The sequence below is a fragment of the Flagellimonas sp. ABD4_174 genome, assembly GCF_056160185.1.
In genome coordinates, this window is record NZ_JBSWWP010000001.1 from 945,922 (window position 1) to 963,493 (window position 17,572).

The window sequence follows — 17,572 nt, forward strand, 5'->3', positions numbered from 1 at the left end:
CTAGTTGCTGATTCGCTCAAAAGGAGCAATAGCATCCCTTACAAACTGTTTTAGTTGTTCCATTTGTCCTCTTCCCTTGGATTTTCCCAAGCGGCCAAAAGCATAGAGCGCGAACCAAATCACGACCAAAAAGCACATGCCCACCAACCATAGGGTAATATCTTTTCCTAAAGAATAGTTCGAATAGGCAAAAATTCCCATAATTATAAAAAGGGTTCCGACCCCAAAATGTAGGAACATAAAAAAAGTCCATAACGTAGGATTGGGCCCGAACACGCCCCGTATGTTGCTCACTCCTTTTTCAAAAGAAGAAAGCTCCAAATGTAGTTGAGGGGTCCAAAAGGTGCTCTCCGGTTTTTTAAACTTGATAAAAATATGCTCATCAAGCCTTTTAATGTCAAAAGATGAATTATTTATCCCATCAAAAACCTGCTCCAACTGCTCCAATTCGGTGCGTAGGGACAGGCGAAAACGGGGCCGTAAGACAATCTCGTTGGTAAGGTCGCTCATAATCATTTGAAAATGATCAAAAAAGGTATCATTTTTTCTTCATAATAAATGGTATTTTTGCCAAAAATTAAACCTGATGGGAGCTATCGTAGCCATTGTAGGAAGACCCAATGTTGGGAAGTCCACCTTTTTTAACCGACTAATTCAACGCCGTGAAGCTATTGTGGATGCTGTTTCCGGTGTTACGCGCGACCGTCATTATGGGAAAAGTGATTGGAACGGCAAAGAATTTTCTTTGATCGACACCGGAGGTTATGTGGTGGGCAGCGACGATATTTTTGAAAAAGAGATCGATAAACAGGTAGAACTGGCCATTGATGAAGCTGATGCCATTATTTTTATGGTAGATGTGGAATCGGGGGTAACAGGAATGGACGAGGATGTGGCCAAACTGCTTCGCCGGGTGGATAAGCCTACCTTTTTGGCCGTAAACAAAGTGGACAATACCCAACGTATCGCCGATGCAGTGGAATTTTATTCCTTGGGATTGGGTGAGTATTACACACTTTCAAGTATTAATGGGAGCGGTACAGGTGAATTGCTGGATGCCCTTGTGGAGGTTCTTCCAGATGATGTGGAAGAAGAAAGCGAACTGCCCCGATTTGCGGTCGTTGGTAGACCAAATGCCGGGAAATCATCCTTTATCAATGCACTGATAGGCGAGGATAGGTACATTGTTACCGATATTGCAGGGACCACCCGCGATAGTATCGATACCAAATATAATCGGTTTGGCTTTGAATTCAATTTGGTGGATACGGCAGGTATCCGTAGAAAATCCAAAGTAAAGGAAGACTTGGAGTTCTATTCCGTAATGCGATCCGTTCGTGCCATTGAACACTGCGATGTATGTATTTTAATGCTCGATGCCACCCGGGGTTTCGACGGACAGGTACAGAATATATTTTGGCTCGCGCAGCGCAATAATAAGGGAATCGTGATTTTGGTGAACAAATGGGATTTGGTGGAAAAAGAGACCAATTCGGTAAAGGAGTATACTAACAAAATAAAAGAGGTAATCTCTCCATTCGAAGATGTGCCGATTCTCTTTGTATCCGTATTGAACAAACAACGAATATTTAAGGCAATCGAGACTGCCGTAGAGGTGTTTAATAATCGTTCCAAAAAAATACCTACTCGTAAATTGAACGATATCATGTTGCCCATCATAGAAAAAACACCTCCGCCATCCACTAAAGGGAAGTATGTAAAAATCAAGTTTTGCACCCAATTGCCCACACCGTACCCGCAATTTGCATTTTTCTGCAACTTGCCGCAATATGTGAGAGATCCTTACAAGCGATTCTTGGAAAACAAGATCAGGCAAAATTTTGACTTTACCGGCGTTCCGATGACCATATTTATGCGTAAGAAATAACTATTCGCCAGAGGCGTAGCGTACTTCCACTTCTTGCTGTATCCGGTTTCCTTGATTGTCGACTGCGGTGAGCATGTATTCACCAGGTTCGATGGGTATAACCAATTCATGGAAATTCTCTGTCTTGCCAACAAACACCTCGTCCAAATACCAATAAATAATGGTATTGGATTGTTGGTGGGCCAATTTTAGAATGATTTCCATTCTTTTTTCGCCCAAATCCTTTGGTAATAGCACAGCTTCATAAGGTTTGGGGTAGATAAATTCCATCAAATTATTTTCCAAAGCAGAACAACCTTCCATGTAAGGAGGTAAAGGCTTGTAGTTTGGATTCGAAGAAGCATAATAATATTCCAAAATGGGAGGTAGCACCAACCAATTTTTAGCTACCATGTCTTCTAACGGGTAGCACTCGGAGTTAACTCTAAAGTGTTCCGACTTATCTAAAAACACCTGCTGATGATAGGGGCAGGGGCGACTTCGTGTTCCGTGGGTAGGCACCCATTCTTTTTTGATGTCATCGCAATACACCGAAGCACGAAAGCCACTTTGGGTACATACCTCTATCTCCACAAGATCATCTAAAGGTTTTTGAAACCAACTACTTTGTGGTAGTGCGGCCAATACATCAAATAGTATGGGTGCAGCTGCTGTGATTCCGGTTAGCCCAGGTCTTCCCTCCCCATCGGCATTGCCCGCCCAAACCCCGATGGCATATTTTGGGGTGACACCAACGGCCCATGCATCCTTAAAACCAAAACTTGTTCCAGTTTTCCAAGCAACGGGTTGGGAGGAATCGAAAAACTGCCAATTTTCGTCACCCTCCGGCCGATTGACCTCATACATTGATTGGAAAGTGCTGAAAATAGATCCTGCGCCAAAAACCAGGGGGTCAAATTGTTCTTTGCCAAAATTCATTGTTTCATGTTGTAAATAAGTAGCTTCGGTAAATTCCCGATTCCTGTACGTGCTGGAATGTGTCAAAAAATAATTCAGGCTGGAGGCCATGGAGGCATAGGTGGAGGTTACTTCCCAAAGGGAGCTTTCCGCACCCCCGAGAATCAAGGACAGCCCATAATGGGAAGAAGGCCTATCCAAGGATTCCATATTCATCTTATGGAGCTTATTGTAAAATTTTTGAAGCCCATATTCCCGTAACAACCGAACAGCCGGTACATTTAAAGAGCGTGATAACGCTTTGCTCGCAGGCACCGCACCTGCATGTTTTAAATCAAAATTCTGCGGATGGTATCCATTGATTACGGTCGGGACATCTTCCACAAGCGTATGGGGCAACAATTGGCCCTCATCCAAAAGCGAAGCGAATAAAAAGGGCTTCAACGTACTGCCGGTACTTCTTTTCTTGGTGATAATGTCCACATAGTTGGCGTGTGTTTTATCGGAAGGTGAATTTCCCACATATCCGATTACTTTGCGGGTTTCTACATCGAGCACCAAAATGGCCAGATTATGTATTTCGTTGCTTTGCAACTGCCTGTAATGTTTTTCGGCCATAGTATTCAGTTGTTGCTGTAAGGGTCTGTATAAAGATGTGGTGATTCGTTGGCCGGGATGTTCGAGCCGGATGCGCTCGGTAAGGTGGGGCGCTATATTGGGCAAGGGGAAAGGCTTTTGTGGCAAGGGTTCTGCTACGGCCAATTGGTAAGTGGTTTTATCGATGATTTTCTTATCCCATAGCTTCTTTAATAAACGATTTCGCTTTTCCAAAAAAGCCTGATCGTTTTTTCCTGGAAAGATGAGGGCAGGGGCATTGGGCAAAACCGCTAAAGCAGCTGATTGCCCCCAACTTAATTCATGTGCAGGAATTCCAAAATACCGCCAAGCAGCTGTCTCCAAACCAACCACGTTTCCGCCGAATGGGGTGTGGGAAGCGTAGAGTTCCAAAATTTCTTCCTTAGAGTGGCGTAATTCTAACCGTGTGGCCATAAATACCTCGATGATTTTTTCCCAATAGGTCCTACTTCGATTTTTTCTGCTCAAACGGATAACCTGTTGTGTAATAGTGCTGCCTCCCCGCCGTGTTTCTTTGGTGAGATTATGTCCAATGGCTTTTAAAATAGATATAGGATTGAAACCCGGATGCTGATAAAAGTATTCATCCTCAAATAGCAAAATACTTTGTTTAAAGCGTTTCGGGATAGAATCAATTTGTGGGAAGCGCCATTGGCCATCATCAGCAATACGTGCCCCGATAAGTGTTCCGTCCGAACTATTGACTACGGTAGAGTTGGGGTCGTTAAAAAGAGTTTTGGGCAGACACAGCACCCATAAAATCAAAATGATGAAAAATACACCTACCTTGATCTTGTGGTTGGCCAGCCCCCTTTTTAATGATGATAAAACCTCACTCATCCAACATTACCGAACTATTTTAACCCATTGCCCTTTATTGCGGGCTTGGTAGTTGTTGTCGTACATGGCTTCGGCCTGGGCACCTGGCAAATAATATTCACCCAAGAAAGAGGCATTCAATTTGATGATAAAGGTTTTGGATTTTTTGGCGCCCATGTCAAAATAGAGGTGCGTACGATCGTCTCTGGTATCGACATAGTCCGTTGAGGATGAGTTTGTGCTGTTTCCTCCGGCAAATGATGTGTCCACGATTTCCCATCCACTAGGCACAATATGGGTGAGTGCAACATTCTCCACAAAATCATTGGAATTATTAAGAACCGTCACTCTTGCTTCAAATTCTGTACCTTGTCGTAGCTCGTTCACATTGACCGAATTGCCAAGCGGGTCCACATAGCTGACCGATAACCTTAGGTTTTGCTGTTGGGCCAACTCTTCGCCCACGGGTAACTTACCTGTTTGGGTAAGCGTGGCATATATAGTATTGCCTTGGTTGTTCTTTATTTCAATTTCTTCTTTGAACTTGGTTACGGAGAGTTCCCTTTGCGCTATGGCCCTATCTGTTTTTACCGCTACGCTTTTTCCGTTATTGGTAAAAGTAAGGTCAAGGGACTTCCCACCGTTTTTAGCCACCATTTTGGACATGGCCAAGAGGGCAAATGCTGTTTCTTGAGTGCTGTACCATTGCTGTGATGATAAATTTTTGGCTAAGGAAACAGCTAATTCCCGTTGTTGGGAGTCGTTTAAAATTACCATGGTTTCCAATGCCATTGCCCGGTTTCTGAAAACTGAACCATAGGTTCTGTAATTGTAATTATTGGGTTTAAAGTTGATGTTTGCCTTTTGTGCTAGAGCTTGGGCTACCTCTTTTTTGCCAACCAGCGCATAGGCTGCTGCCAATCTCCATTTGGCCTCGTTGCTAAGATTTACGGTTTCACGCAAGCGATTCATTGCGGCCAGTTCTGGTTGTTGCGCCAATGCCAATGTGTACAAACGATAGGCTTGCGAAACATCATCGTTATAATAGGTGGCCTGATTGCTCCATTGGCGTGCGGCGTTCTTTTGATAACGTAACCAATTGCTCAAGAAAGTCAAGGGTAATTGGTACCCTTCCTGTTTTGCTTCCAACATAAAATGTCCGGCGTAAGAAGTGCCCCAATCATCGGCATTCCCGTAACCGGGCCAATAACTCAATCCTCCATTCGGGATTTGAAAATCGCCTAGGCGTGTTATAGCGGCTTTTATGTTTTTTTCGATAGCCTTCTTTTTGTCAAAAGTGATGTCCAACACATCGCCCAAAAATAATTGTGGGAATGCTGCCGAAGTAGTCTGTTCTACACAGCCATGTGGGTATCGTAACAAATAATCCATACGCTTGGAGAAATCCATGGGAGGGAGCGTGGAGAATTCGATGAAGGCCTCATTTGTGCCCGATGTCCCAAAAGTCTCCATTGAAATGATCTGTGAGCCATTGGCTTCCAAGGTGTAGAGTTCACTTTTTGTGGTGACGGGATTGGGGTTCTCCACGTCAATTTCGGTTTCGTTACTGGCACGTTCGCCAGCCCCCGAAGCGGTCACTTTTATCGTCTGGAACGATGTTGCCGGGTTGACCTTAAAGTCGAAATTCACGATTTGCTCCCCAACGGCATCAAAAGTGATGTTTTTTGAAGTACCGTTGATAGGTTCCAATGCTTTTCCTGCATCAATACTGATCTTTACGTTTTTAACTTTGGATTCCATGGCAAAAACCGTTACAGGAATGGTCACGGTTTCACCAGGTGATAATTTTCGAGGAATAGAGGTCAAAACCATTAAAGGTTTACGAACGGGTGCTGTTTTTTCGGCATTGCCATAAGCGCTGTTCGGGTTTCCTGCAACCACCATGGTACGAACAGAACCCACGTAGTTCGGCATATCGATGGTGTGCGACACTTTTTCCCCTGCCTTTAAGGAAAATGGACCCAAATAGGTGACGACAGGTTTAAAACGTTGTGCTTTACGATTTTTGGCTCCTGCTCCGATACCGCCCCCACCAATGGCGTATATATTATCTGCGCTAACAGAGTACGCTCCCATGACATCATCAAAAATATCAAAGGTTTTTACACCTAAGGCTTGTCGGGCATAGAACGAACTGTGAATATCGGGTGTGGCAAAACGGGTCAAATCCAATAGTCCTTCGTCCACTACGGCCAAGGTATAGGTCATAGGTTTTTGGTTGGCTTCGGAAATTGTGACCTTATAGGGTTTTTCAGGTGCCAGTACCTCGGGCATATCGATTTGTGGTTTCAACAAGGTGGCCGGATTTTCTACCATAACAGGAACAACTCCGTACAATCGTATGGGAAGATCGTTTTTGGCTTTGCTGTGTGGTTGTAAAAGTGATATGTTGATGTAGGCATTGGGTGCCATTTCGGCCGTAATTGGAATGGTAGCTCTAGTCTCTTTGGCTGAGGTTTCTATCCATTGTTGGGAGAGTACCTCGGTACCGTTTTCAACACTTAGTAAGGCTCGGCTTCCAGTGTCGGAGGGAAAAGTTACAGCTACTTCTTCCCCAAGGGTATATTTTTCCTTATCGGTAGAGAAAATCAAGATTTTTGAACTTTCGGTATCGGCTGTGGCAGGTCTGCGCCACCAATTTCGGTAAAAATAGGCGGTACGTCCTGTCGCATGGCCGGAGACCTCGTCAATAACACGAATCAAGTAGCGTCCACCCTCCTCGTCGGGAATATTGATGTTGAAGTTGGCTGTTCCGTTACTTCCCGTGGTTAGGCTCATTTCTTTAAATGGACGATGAACGGTAGCGTTTTCGTAGCGCGAAAGATTATCGTACCCTCGGTTCCACCACCAGCGCCATTCAATTTTAAATATTTGGACTTTTAATTTTCGGTTGCCCGATGGGTTACCTTGGGCATCAACAGTCACCACATCAAAGGTGTTGTTCTCATCCGTTAAAAATGAACCGTATTGTTTTGCTTCGGGTGAACGGAGGCCCACAAAGTTTGAAAATGGAGCCAGATTTTTTGAAAACACATCAATGGAAAAATCTCCTCCTCCTTCAAAAACCTTGGTGGTAAAGGTAGCTTTCAACATGCCCGGGGCATTTCCGTTTACATTAATTTCCTTATTGATGTTGAGCACACCGTTCGCATCCAATTTGGAAGAAATCCACTGTAACTCGGTTTCGTTAAAAGTGCGAGCGGGGTCTTGGAAAATAAAATCTTTATACTTGGGGAAAGCGGTTGCCGTTTGACTCAAAGTGGCGTTAATGTCTATTTTAAGATTGCGGGCCGGAGCGCCGTGCAACCATTTTACCGTGGCCTTACCTTGATTATTGGTGTTGGCTTCGAGTACTTCATCATCAAAAGCAAAATCCACTTTTAAACGGTTGGGCTTTACCGTTGCCACTTTTAAGGTTTTATTGAATTGGGCACCTCCCACTATTACTTTGGCTGACCAATTTCCGGTAGATGCCGTTGCATCTGTTGGGATGGGGAAGTAATAAAAATTCTTTTCTTTTTTGGCGTACAGATTATCGGAAACGGGAGTATTTCCTTCTTTTAAAACGTTGCGCTGTACCAGTTTTCCCCGGGCATCGGTTACTTCCAGGGTCACTGGGTGTCCTTGGGGCAATGGGTTGGCGTTATCATCCAAAGCGAATGTTAAATGGATCACATCACCTGGTCGGTGAACCCCTCTTTCGGTATAAAGAAAGCCTTTTAATCCTTTTTGAAGTTGCTCGCCGGACACATCGAATTTACTAAGGGACAGTGCATTGCCGTCCGATAGCTTGGCGTATGCAAAATTATTGTTGCTTTCGGCAACCGCAAAGGCGATACCTTTATCGCTATCGTAAACAGATAGGCCGGAAGCGTCTGTTGTAACCTCCCCGACAAGTTGTTGTTGGTAATTGTAGAGTTTTATTTTTGCATTGGCCACCGGCTGGGTAGTGAGCAAATTAGTTACTGCAAAATGATGAGAGCGATTATTGCCTTTTTTAACAATCAATCCCAGATTACTGCCCAATAAATTGGTTGCAGCTATCCTATCGTAGTTGTAATAGGCCGAATGACACGGGTTATCGCGTTCTTCCCAATTATAGTTGTAGTTTCTATAATTGTATATTTCGTTGTTCCAATATTGCTCTTCCAGTGATTCATCGTCCGAACCTTGTTCCAAAGTATAGTCATTGACGGATTCTTCGGTTGACGCTGCTTCGCCACAATCGTAAGTGGTGTGTTCCTTATTGAAACTGAATTCTACGCGGTACAATGATCCCGGGTTCACGTTTATCAATTCGGATAAATCCAATCCGTGGGCTTGCCAATAACTGTTGTTTTCGTTGCCTTTCTTTGTTAAGGGAATCACTTTGTAGGCCACTCGGCGACCAACAGGTCTAAAATCCGGGCTGTAGTTTTCCGTTAGGTCGTAATTTTGAAGATACTGGAGCATATTGTCCTGATACACCTGTATTACTCGAACTTCTACTGCAGAAAGGTTTACGGTTTCAAAATAGATGGGAGTAGCGTTTGCTTTGGGTAGGATCGTACCTTTTGAAATTAAACGGACCGCTGGCTTTAATTGCTCAAAAGAGACCAGTTCCGAAAAATCGTTTTTAAGCGTAAAACCGTATTCACTCTTAATTCCCTGAAAAGCGTTTATGCGTACTTCTCCCAAAATCCTATTGGAAGGATAAACGCTCAGTACATTCCCGTTGATTTCATATCTAAGGCTTTCGGCATTTTCAATGGTTACCAATCCATTTAGGTTTTGATCTTGTTTTAAGGGCTCCGAGAAGTTAAGGGTCAATACGGCATTGGGTGCAGATGTGGTTCTTGCATCAATGATCACAAACTTGTTTTTACCCGGTATGGTGTAAGTTTCCGAACCTTTATTGTCGATATTGTAGGCATCACCGGTCCAATTTATAGCGAGTTCACTGTCCTCTGTTTTTCGGGATATACTATCTATCTTAAAGCTAAAATACTGCGCGTTTTCATCGGTATTGTCCCATTTTACAGGGATGTTTTTTTCTCCCTGTTTTACGGATAGTACCGAGTTTATCTTGGATGCGTCCAATATATCCGAAGCATCCAAAGTACCGGTAAGGTATTGCCAATCTTTGTTATAGGATTGCAGATCACCCAAATTGATCCTAAAATTGGGTGCGATGGTCTTAAAACTGAAGGTATAAGTTTTGAATTCACTATCAATATCCTCAAAAAGCTTGTTGAGCTTCAAATTAAGGGTGTATTCTGTGTTTGGTTTTAAATATTCCGAAGGTTGGAATAGAAGTTCCCTACCATTTTCAATCACTAGCTTTCCATCCACTTTTGGTGAAATTTTCAAATATTCCGATGGTAACTCTTGGGTCAATTCAAACTGATCCAATTGTTGTGCCAATACAATGGTGATTGGTTTGGAAATGCTTTGGTTCCCATTGGTATGGTAGCTGATGTAATCCTTGAACTTAAAAAGATTGTCGGTTTCGGTGCTGTTCTGTTTTTTACAGGCAGTGGCTAGGACAAATAGTGCAGCCACTAGTGTTTTAAATGACCGGGACATGTGCTGAATAGTGTTTAGTGATGAAAAATATCTAACGGCAAGATAATTAAAATTGCCCATGGGTGAGATAGAAATTGATGTATGGGCAGTTTGGGTTTATGAATGGATAAACACAATGTCCATTGCAAATTTTGGAGAAAAAGTACGGGGTCTTTTTGCTTTTAGGTTTACTCATAAACCTACCACCCCCCAGAGGCACCGCCTCCGCCAAAGCCGCCACCGCCGAAACCTCCGCTAAATCCACCACTGCCACCGAAACCTCCACTTCCAAAACTACCGGAAGAACCGGAGCTACGACCCATATTACTGAGAATGATCATGTCCCAAATATCGAGCCCGCTACCGCGTCGGCCGCCTCTACCGTTGCCTCCCCCTTTGTTTTTACGACTCCATAAAATAATAAGGATCACTATAAAAATGATAAAGGGAAACAGGATTTCAAAAGGAAACGGTCTTCTATTGCCAAAAGTTCTGTCCTCGGAAAATTCTCCGGTGAGCACTTTAAAAATGGCATCGGAGCCTTTGTCCAGTCCACCATAATAATCACCTTTTTTAAATTCAGGGATAATTACGGATTCTATAATGCGTTTCGACATTAGATCGGTTAAACTTCCCTCCACGCCATAACCTGTATTAATGGCAATCCTACGATCGTTTCTCGCAAGTAACACCAATACGCCATTATCCTTATCGGCCTGTCCAATACCCCATTTTTGTCCCCATTGTGCTCCTAAATAATTAATGTTCTCACCTTCTGTGGAACTTATAATGGCAACAACAATCTGGGTAGAGGTGCTATCGGAATATCGAATCAGTTTTTGTTCCAAAGCATTGCTTTGCGAATCGGACAATAAATTCACATAGTCGTAAACACTGGTTTCTTTTTGTGGTTTTTCGGGTATGTTGAATTGCCCCCAAGCAAGGGAGATAGATAAAAAAAAGAGGAAAAAACTAGCCTTTGGATATCGCATTGTTCAGTTCGTTCTCATCATTTTGTTTCCATGGAAAATGGGCTTCGAGTTCCTTGCCAGCCATAAGAACACCTTCGACGATACCTTGTTTAAAATTTCCGTTCTTAAACTGGGAGGCAATAATATCCTTGGTGGTCTCCCAAAAACCTTTTGGAACTGCCCGGTCGATACCTTCTCCTCCGTAAATAACAAATTTTTTGTCGTCCACTGCAACGTAAAGCAGAACCCCATTGCCTTCTTTGGTGTTGTCCATTTTTAGGAAATGGAATAGTTGCTGCGCCCTGCTAAAGTGGTCTATTTTGGTGGAAGCTTCAATATGTACCCGTATTTCTCCCGAAGTGTTCTTTTCTGCCTCGACAATGGCATTTATAATTTCACTTTCCTCCTCTGCGGTCAAAAACTCTTCTACCTGCGACATGGTTTAATTGAATTCGAAGTTTACATCCGGAGCATTTTCTGAACCTGGATCTGCAGAATATCTCGGCATTTCCTCAAAGCCAAACCAACCGGCAAGTAATTTGCCGGGAAATTTTGAGATATGGACATCATAAATGTTCACCTTCTCGTTAAATCTATCCCGGGCAACATTGATTCGGTTTTCGGTGCCTTCCAGTTGCGATTGAAGCTCCAAAAAGTTCTGATTGGCCTTTAATTCGGGGTAACGCTCCACGGTAACGAGCAATCTCGATAGTGCAGAGGAAAGCCCTGTTTGGGCTTGTTGGAATTCCGCTAACTGTTCCGGTGTAATATTGTTGGCATCTATGTTGGTGGATGTTGCTTTGGCTCGTGCTTCGATTACATCGGTCAAAGTGCCTCTTTCAAAATCGGCGGCACCCTGAACGGTCTTTACCAAATTCCCGATCAAATCGTTTCTACGTTGGTAGGAGCTCTCCACATTGGCCCAAGCTGTTTTTGCATCTGCTTCGTATTGTACGGCCGTGTTGTTGAAACTTACTGCCCATTGGTATAGTCCAAAGACAATGACTAAGACAATAATCAAGGGGATTAACCATTTTTTCATTTTGCTATGGAATTAGTGTTTAAAGTTGATCTTTTATCTTGAGTAGTTCGGCCCTTACTTTTTGTAATTTTTGAATTACCTCGAAGTTGGACAGTACTTTTTGCTTTTCTTCTTTCAGATGGATTTTGGCTCCTTCGAGGGTAAACCCGCGTTCTTTGACCAAATGATAGATCAATTGAAGGTTCTGAATATCCTGCGGCGTGAATTTTCGATTGCCCTTGGCATTCTTTTTGGGCTGGAGTACATCGAATTCTTTCTCCCAAAAACGAATCAGGGATGTGTTCACCCCAAAGGCCTTGGCTACTTCGCCAATGCCATAGTATCGTTTTTCTGGCAGGTCTATGTGCATTAATCCAGTGATTGGTTCTCTTGGTTCGCCAACCTGAGCATGTTCTCAAATTCTTCAGCAGATAAACTTCCGTAGTAGAAGTTGATCGGGTTAATGCGTTCCCCGTCCTTGAACACTTCGTAGTGGACGTGGGGTGCTTGGGAGCGTCCCGTACTGCCTACAAAGCCAATCAGGTCGCCTCTTTTTACTTTTTGGCCTACGGTAACATTGTACTTGCTCATGTGCCCGTACAAGGAAATGTAACCATACCCATGGTCTATTCTTACGTGTTTTCCATAACCGGAAGACCTATTATCCGCCCGAACCACTTTGCCATCTCCGGTCGCATAGATCGGTGTGCCCCGTGGTGCCGTAAAATCCATGCCCCAATGCATTTTTCTAGCTTTGGTAAATGGGTCGGAACGCCAACCGAACCCAGAGGCCATTCGGGTAAGGTCTTCGTTGCTCACAGGTTGAATTGCCGGAATAGAGGCCAAAAGTTTTTCTTTTTCTTCCGCTAACTTGGCAATTTCATCCAAAGATTTGGATTGGATAACCATTTCCTTTTGAATAATGTCCAATCGTTTTGTGGCATCGATGATGATCTCTGAATTATTGAAACCCTCAAGGTCCTTATATCGATTGATTCCACCAAAACCGGCCCTACGCTGTTCTTCGGGTATGGGATTGGCTTCAAAATATAATCGGTAAATATTGTTGTCCCTATCCTCGATATTGGCCAAGACCTGTTCCATTTGGTCCATCTTGCGACCAAGGATCTCAAATTGGAGCTCATAGTTGCGTACTTCGCGTTCCAAGGAAAGCTCCTTTGGGGTATTCACCCAACGTGTATTCAAAAGAATGATGAGACCAAGAAAACCGAACAAGGCAGAACCCAAAAGAAACAAGAAAACATTCCTGTAGCGCTTGGATTTTTTGGGCTCTATCTTTCGGTACGAAAGCGTGTCCGGATCGTAATAGTACTTTACTTTAGACATGAATGGATTTTATCCTATTTTTGCTCACTCATTTTAAACAGAACAAACAAATATAAAAATTGTTTTGCTTAAAGTGTTAAATTTAAGAAAACCCTAGGAATTCAATGACATCCCAAGAAGTTAGAAAACAGTTTTTAAACTTTTTTAAAGAAAAGAGCCACAAGATTGTTCCATCCGCGCCCATGGTAATGAAGGACGACCCTACTTTAATGTTCACCAATGCGGGAATGAACCAATTCAAGGAATACTTTTTGGGCAACTCCGTGCCAAAGCACAAACGTTTGACGGATACTCAAAAATGCTTGCGTGTGAGCGGAAAGCACAACGATTTGGAAGAGGTAGGGAAAGATACCTACCACCACACCATGTTCGAGATGTTAGGGAATTGGAGCGTAGGGGATTATTTTAAAAAAGAGGCCATTGCCTGGGCTTGGGAACTGCTCACAGAGGTATATAAAATTGATAAGGATCGCTTGTACGTTTCTATTTTTGAAGGTAGTGAGGATGATGGTTTGCCCTTGGATCAAGAGGCTTATGATCTGTGGAAAGCGATAGTGCCCGAAAACCGAATTATAAAGGGGAACAAAAAGGACAACTTTTGGGAAATGGGCGATCAGGGGCCATGTGGACCCTGTTCCGAAATCCACGTGGATATCCGATCCAAAAAGGACAGGGATAAAGTCGATGGCGCTTCATTGGTAAACCAAGATCACCCACAAGTTGTGGAAATCTGGAACTTGGTATTTATGCAGTTCAACCGTAAGGCCAATGGAAGCTTGGAACCACTTCCCGAAAACCATATTGATACAGGAATGGGCTTTGAGCGCCTTTGTATGGTGCTCCAAGGAAAACAATCCAACTACGATACCGATGTTTTTACCCCGCTTATACGAGAGGTGGAAATCATCACAGGAAAAAAATACGGTAAGGAAGAGCAGACGGATATTGCCATCCGGGTAATCTGCGACCATGTTAGGGCAGTTGCTTTTTCCATTGCCGATGGGCAGTTGCCCAGCAACACCGGCGCCGGTTATGTAATCCGAAGGATTCTACGCCGCGCCATACGCTATGGATTCACTTTTTTGGATACCAATAAACCTTTTATATACCGTTTGGTAAAGGTGTTGAGCGAGCAAATGGGAAAGGCTTTCCCAGAGTTGAAGGAGCAATATCAATTGATAGAGAACGTGATAAAAGAAGAGGAGAGCTCTTTTTTGAGCACTTTGGAACAAGGATTGGTATTGTTGGATTCCGTGATAAAATCATCAAAAAACAAAACTATTGCTGGCGATAAGGCCTTTGAGCTTTACGATACTTTTGGTTTCCCGATAGATTTGACCGCCCTTATTTTGGAAGAGAAAGGCTATCAATTGGATGTGGAAGGATTCGAAAAGGCCCTAAAGGCCCAAAAGGATCGATCAAGGGCAGCTTCCGAAGTTACCAAGGACGATTGGAATGTTCTATTGACAGATACCGAGCAGGAATTTATCGGGTATGATAGCTTGGAAGCTACCGTAAAATTGGTTAAGTATAGGAAGGTCACCAGTAAAAAAGAAGGAGATCAATATCAAATGGTGTTTAATCTTACCCCGTTTTATGCCGAAGGTGGTGGTCAGGTAGGGGATAAGGGTTACTTGGAAGCCTCTAATGGCGATGTTACTTACATTGTGGACACCAAACGGGAGAACAACGAAATTGTTCATTTTGCCAAGTCGCTGCCCAAGGAAGTCTCTGGAACCTTCAAAGCTATGGTAGACCAGAAACAGCGTTGGAGAACAGCTTCTAACCATACCGCAACGCACTTGCTGCATCAAGCATTGCGCGAGGTATTGGGAAGCCATGTGGAACAGAAAGGGTCCGCTGTCCATTCCAAATATTTACGATTCGATTTCTCCCATTTTTCAAAATTGACGACGGAAGAGCTTAGGGAAGTGGAAAACTTTGTAAATGCTCGAATAGATGGGCACCTTCCTTTGGAAGAAAACAGAAATGTTCCCATGAAAGAAGCTATGGAACAAGGGGCCATGGCACTTTTTGGTGAAAAATATGGCGATACGGTCCGCACCGTCCGTTTTGGTCAATCCATTGAGCTTTGCGGCGGTACTCACGTAAACAATACAGCGGATATATGGCATTTTAAAATTGTGTCCGAAGGAGCTGTGGCGGCAGGAATACGCAGGATCGAAGCTATTACTTCCGATGCGGTAAAGGAATTTTATTTTAACAACAACCGCATGTTGTTCGAGATTAAGGATTTGCTGAAAAACACCCAGGATCCGGTAAAATCCGTGGCAAGTTTGCAAGAAGAGAATGCAGCCCTTAAAAAACAAGTGGAGCAATTATTGAAGGACAAGGCCAAAGGACTCAAAAACGAACTGATTTCCGAATTGGAAGATATCAATGATATTAAATTCCTATCCAAAAAAGTGGATTTGGATGCAGGTGGTATCAAGGACCTTGCTTTTGAAATGGGTGGACAGGTAGATGATTTATTCCTGTTCCTTGCTTCGGAAAAAGACGGAAAAGCCATATTATCTTGCTACATTTCCAAAGATTTGGTGAAAGATAAAGATTTGAATGCCGGAGCCATTGTCCGTGAATTGGGCAAATACATCCAAGGCGGCGGAGGTGGACAACCGTTTTTTGCCACTGCGGGGGGTAAAAACCCGGCAGGGATTCCCGAAGCACTCAACAAGGTAAAGGAATACCTAAAGTAGTTTCCTGAGAATTCCTTTGTCGCATCGTGCATAGGTGTGATGTGTTGCCATGATGTTCTCGACTGCTCTCGAACTAACATTTATAATTCGATGGAACTACAAACCAAAATACCTTTAAGCCCTAGTGATAATCCAATAGATTATCAAAATAAATTGGTGCTTTTAGGTTCTTGTTTTGTTGAGAATATGGGGGCTAAGTTGGACTATTTCCAGTTTCAACAACTTCAGAATCCTTTTGGGATATTGTTCCATCCTTTGGCCATTGAGAATTTAATTGAAAGAGCCCTAAACGGAAGGGATTATAAGCTAGAAGAGATATTTGAGCAGGATGGGATTTGGCGCTGTTTCGACGCGCATTCCGATTTGCGTTCCGATAATCCCGAAGCGTTGTTACAAATACTGAACCAAAGGTTAAAGGAAACCGAGACTTGGTTGGGGGTGTCATCCCATATCATCATTACTTTGGGAACGGCTTGGGTCTATGAATATTTGGATTCCAACAAAATAGTGGCCAATTGCCATAAAGTGCCCCAAAAACAGTTTGCAAAAAAATTGTTGAGTATCGAGGCAATTGAATCTTGCCTGGATTCGATTGTAGACAATATAACAAAGGTAAACCCCAAGGCACAAATTATTTTCACGGTTTCTCCTGTCCGACATTTAAAAGATGGTTTTGTGGAAAACCAGCGAAGCAAGGCGCATCTGATAGCCGCAGTCCATTCGTTATTGTCATCTCGAACGCAGTCTAGAGGCCTTGGGTACTTTCCGTCTTATGAAATTATGATGGACGAGCTTCGTGATTATCGATTTTATGGAATGGATATGGTGCATCCCAATCAGTTAGCAGTGGATTACATTTGGGAAAAGTTTAAATCGGTCTGGATTACCTCGACTTCCTATGCCGTGATGGATAGGGTAGATTCTGTACAAAAAGGGTTCCTACATCGACCGTTCAACCCGGATTCTGAAGCCCATCAAAAGTTTAAAACATCGCTCCGAACAAAAATTACGTATCTTCAAGAAAGGTATCCTTTCATGAAATTCAGTTAAATGAAGAAAATCCTAGTAGGGGCGGTGATTGCGTTGGCCTCCGTGTTAATTTATAAATCGTGTACGGAAGATCGTTCCCAAAAATCCATACTGGAAGAAAACTCCATGCTGATCCAGCAAGAACTGCGCAATGTGTCCAAATTGGTGGTCACCGAAGGTCATTTTGCCGAAGTGTACAATTACAAAGACTCCAAAGAACTGTTCGGTCCATTGATAACGGCAAATAAAAAAGCTTTGGTGGTGGTCAATGCCGATGTGTCCGTGGCATACGATATGTCCAAGATCGATTACGATGTTGATCGGGAAAATAAAGTATTGACCTTAAGGTACATTCCGGAGCCGGAAATTACCATTAATCCTGATTTTGAATATTACGATGTTACCGCAGATTACTTGAATCCATTTAATGCAGGGGATTATAATGCCATTAAACAAAATGTGAAACAGTCCTTGATGAAGAAAATAGAAGCCTCATCCTTACGATCGAACGCAGAGAACCGATTGTTGAGCGAACTTTCACGCATTTTGGTGCTGACCGATTCCATGGGATGGACGTTGGTATATAAAAATACCCCGGTGGAAAATACCGTACAATTGAAAAATATTTTGGATTGAGGTGTCACATTTCGACCATTTTTGCGTCTTTATAGATACATCAATC

12 protein-coding genes are annotated in these 17,572 nt (G+C 43.1%); 4 read left to right on the forward strand and 8 right to left on the reverse strand.

Annotated elements, in window-relative coordinates; genetic code table 11:
- Positions 1 to 510 (reverse strand): GTP-binding protein, encoded by a 510-nt coding sequence (locus tag ACXAFK_RS04120; RefSeq protein WP_474956901.1) that lies wholly within the window; start codon positions 508 to 510, stop codon positions 1 to 3.
- Positions 511 to 586: 76 nt separating this feature from the next.
- Here ACXAFK_RS04120 and der point away from each other — a divergent pair, with 76 nt between their 5' ends.
- Positions 587 to 1,888, forward strand: coding sequence for a ribosome biogenesis GTPase Der (gene der, locus ACXAFK_RS04125; protein WP_224836404.1), 1,302 nt, complete (start codon positions 587 to 589; stop codon positions 1,886 to 1,888).
- On the opposite strand, the gene pbpC is transcribed toward der, so the two are convergent.
- The 7 genes from pbpC to ACXAFK_RS04160 form a co-directional block, all read right to left on the reverse strand.
- A complete protein-coding gene (gene pbpC / locus ACXAFK_RS04130) occupies positions 1,889 to 4,261 on the reverse strand; it encodes a penicillin-binding protein 1C (RefSeq protein ID WP_474956902.1) in 2,373 nt (790 codons plus the stop codon).
- Between the two features lie 6 nt (positions 4,262 to 4,267).
- The gene (locus ACXAFK_RS04135) at positions 4,268 to 9,826 is read right to left on the reverse strand and encodes an alpha-2-macroglobulin family protein (RefSeq protein ID WP_474956903.1); all 5,559 of its coding nucleotides are present in this window, start codon (positions 9,824 to 9,826) and stop codon (positions 4,268 to 4,270) included.
- Positions 9,827 to 10,005: 179 nt separating this feature from the next.
- On the reverse strand, positions 10,006 to 10,797 hold the full coding sequence (locus ACXAFK_RS04140; RefSeq protein ID WP_474956904.1) for a TPM domain-containing protein: 792 nt from the start codon (positions 10,795 to 10,797) through the stop codon (positions 10,006 to 10,008).
- Positions 10,778 to 11,215: a TPM domain-containing protein gene (locus ACXAFK_RS04145; RefSeq protein ID WP_224836408.1), complete on the reverse strand. Its 438-nt coding sequence runs from the start codon at positions 11,213 to 11,215 to the stop codon at positions 10,778 to 10,780. The genes ACXAFK_RS04140 and ACXAFK_RS04145 overlap by 20 nt, the downstream gene beginning before the upstream one ends.
- A gap of 3 nt (positions 11,216 to 11,218) precedes the next feature.
- The gene (locus ACXAFK_RS04150; RefSeq protein WP_224836409.1) at positions 11,219 to 11,818 is read right to left on the reverse strand and encodes a LemA family protein; all 600 of its coding nucleotides are present in this window, start codon (positions 11,816 to 11,818) and stop codon (positions 11,219 to 11,221) included.
- Between the two features lie 19 nt (positions 11,819 to 11,837).
- The gene (locus tag ACXAFK_RS04155; RefSeq protein ID WP_224836410.1) at positions 11,838 to 12,167 is read right to left on the reverse strand and encodes a MerR family transcriptional regulator; all 330 of its coding nucleotides are present in this window, start codon (positions 12,165 to 12,167) and stop codon (positions 11,838 to 11,840) included.
- Positions 12,167 to 13,144 carry a M23 family metallopeptidase gene (locus ACXAFK_RS04160; RefSeq protein WP_224836411.1) on the reverse strand — a complete coding sequence of 326 codons (978 nt, stop codon included), beginning with the start codon at positions 13,142 to 13,144 and terminating at the stop codon, positions 12,167 to 12,169. The genes ACXAFK_RS04155 and ACXAFK_RS04160 overlap by 1 nt, the downstream gene beginning before the upstream one ends.
- A 104-nt stretch (positions 13,145 to 13,248) precedes the next feature.
- On the opposite strand from ACXAFK_RS04160, the gene alaS reads away from it, so the two are divergent.
- From alaS to ACXAFK_RS04175, 3 genes are all read left to right on the forward strand, one after another.
- Positions 13,249 to 15,861: an alanine--tRNA ligase gene (alaS, locus tag ACXAFK_RS04165; protein ID WP_474956905.1), complete on the forward strand. Its 2,613-nt coding sequence runs from the start codon at positions 13,249 to 13,251 to the stop codon at positions 15,859 to 15,861.
- 90 nt (positions 15,862 to 15,951) lie between these two features.
- Positions 15,952 to 16,911: a GSCFA domain-containing protein gene (locus tag ACXAFK_RS04170; RefSeq protein ID WP_474956906.1), complete on the forward strand. Its 960-nt coding sequence runs from the start codon at positions 15,952 to 15,954 to the stop codon at positions 16,909 to 16,911.
- Positions 16,912 to 17,526: a DUF4230 domain-containing protein gene (locus tag ACXAFK_RS04175; RefSeq protein ID WP_474956907.1), complete on the forward strand. Its 615-nt coding sequence runs from the start codon at positions 16,912 to 16,914 to the stop codon at positions 17,524 to 17,526. It begins immediately after the preceding gene.
- The last annotated feature ends 46 nt before the right edge of the window (positions 17,527 to 17,572 follow it).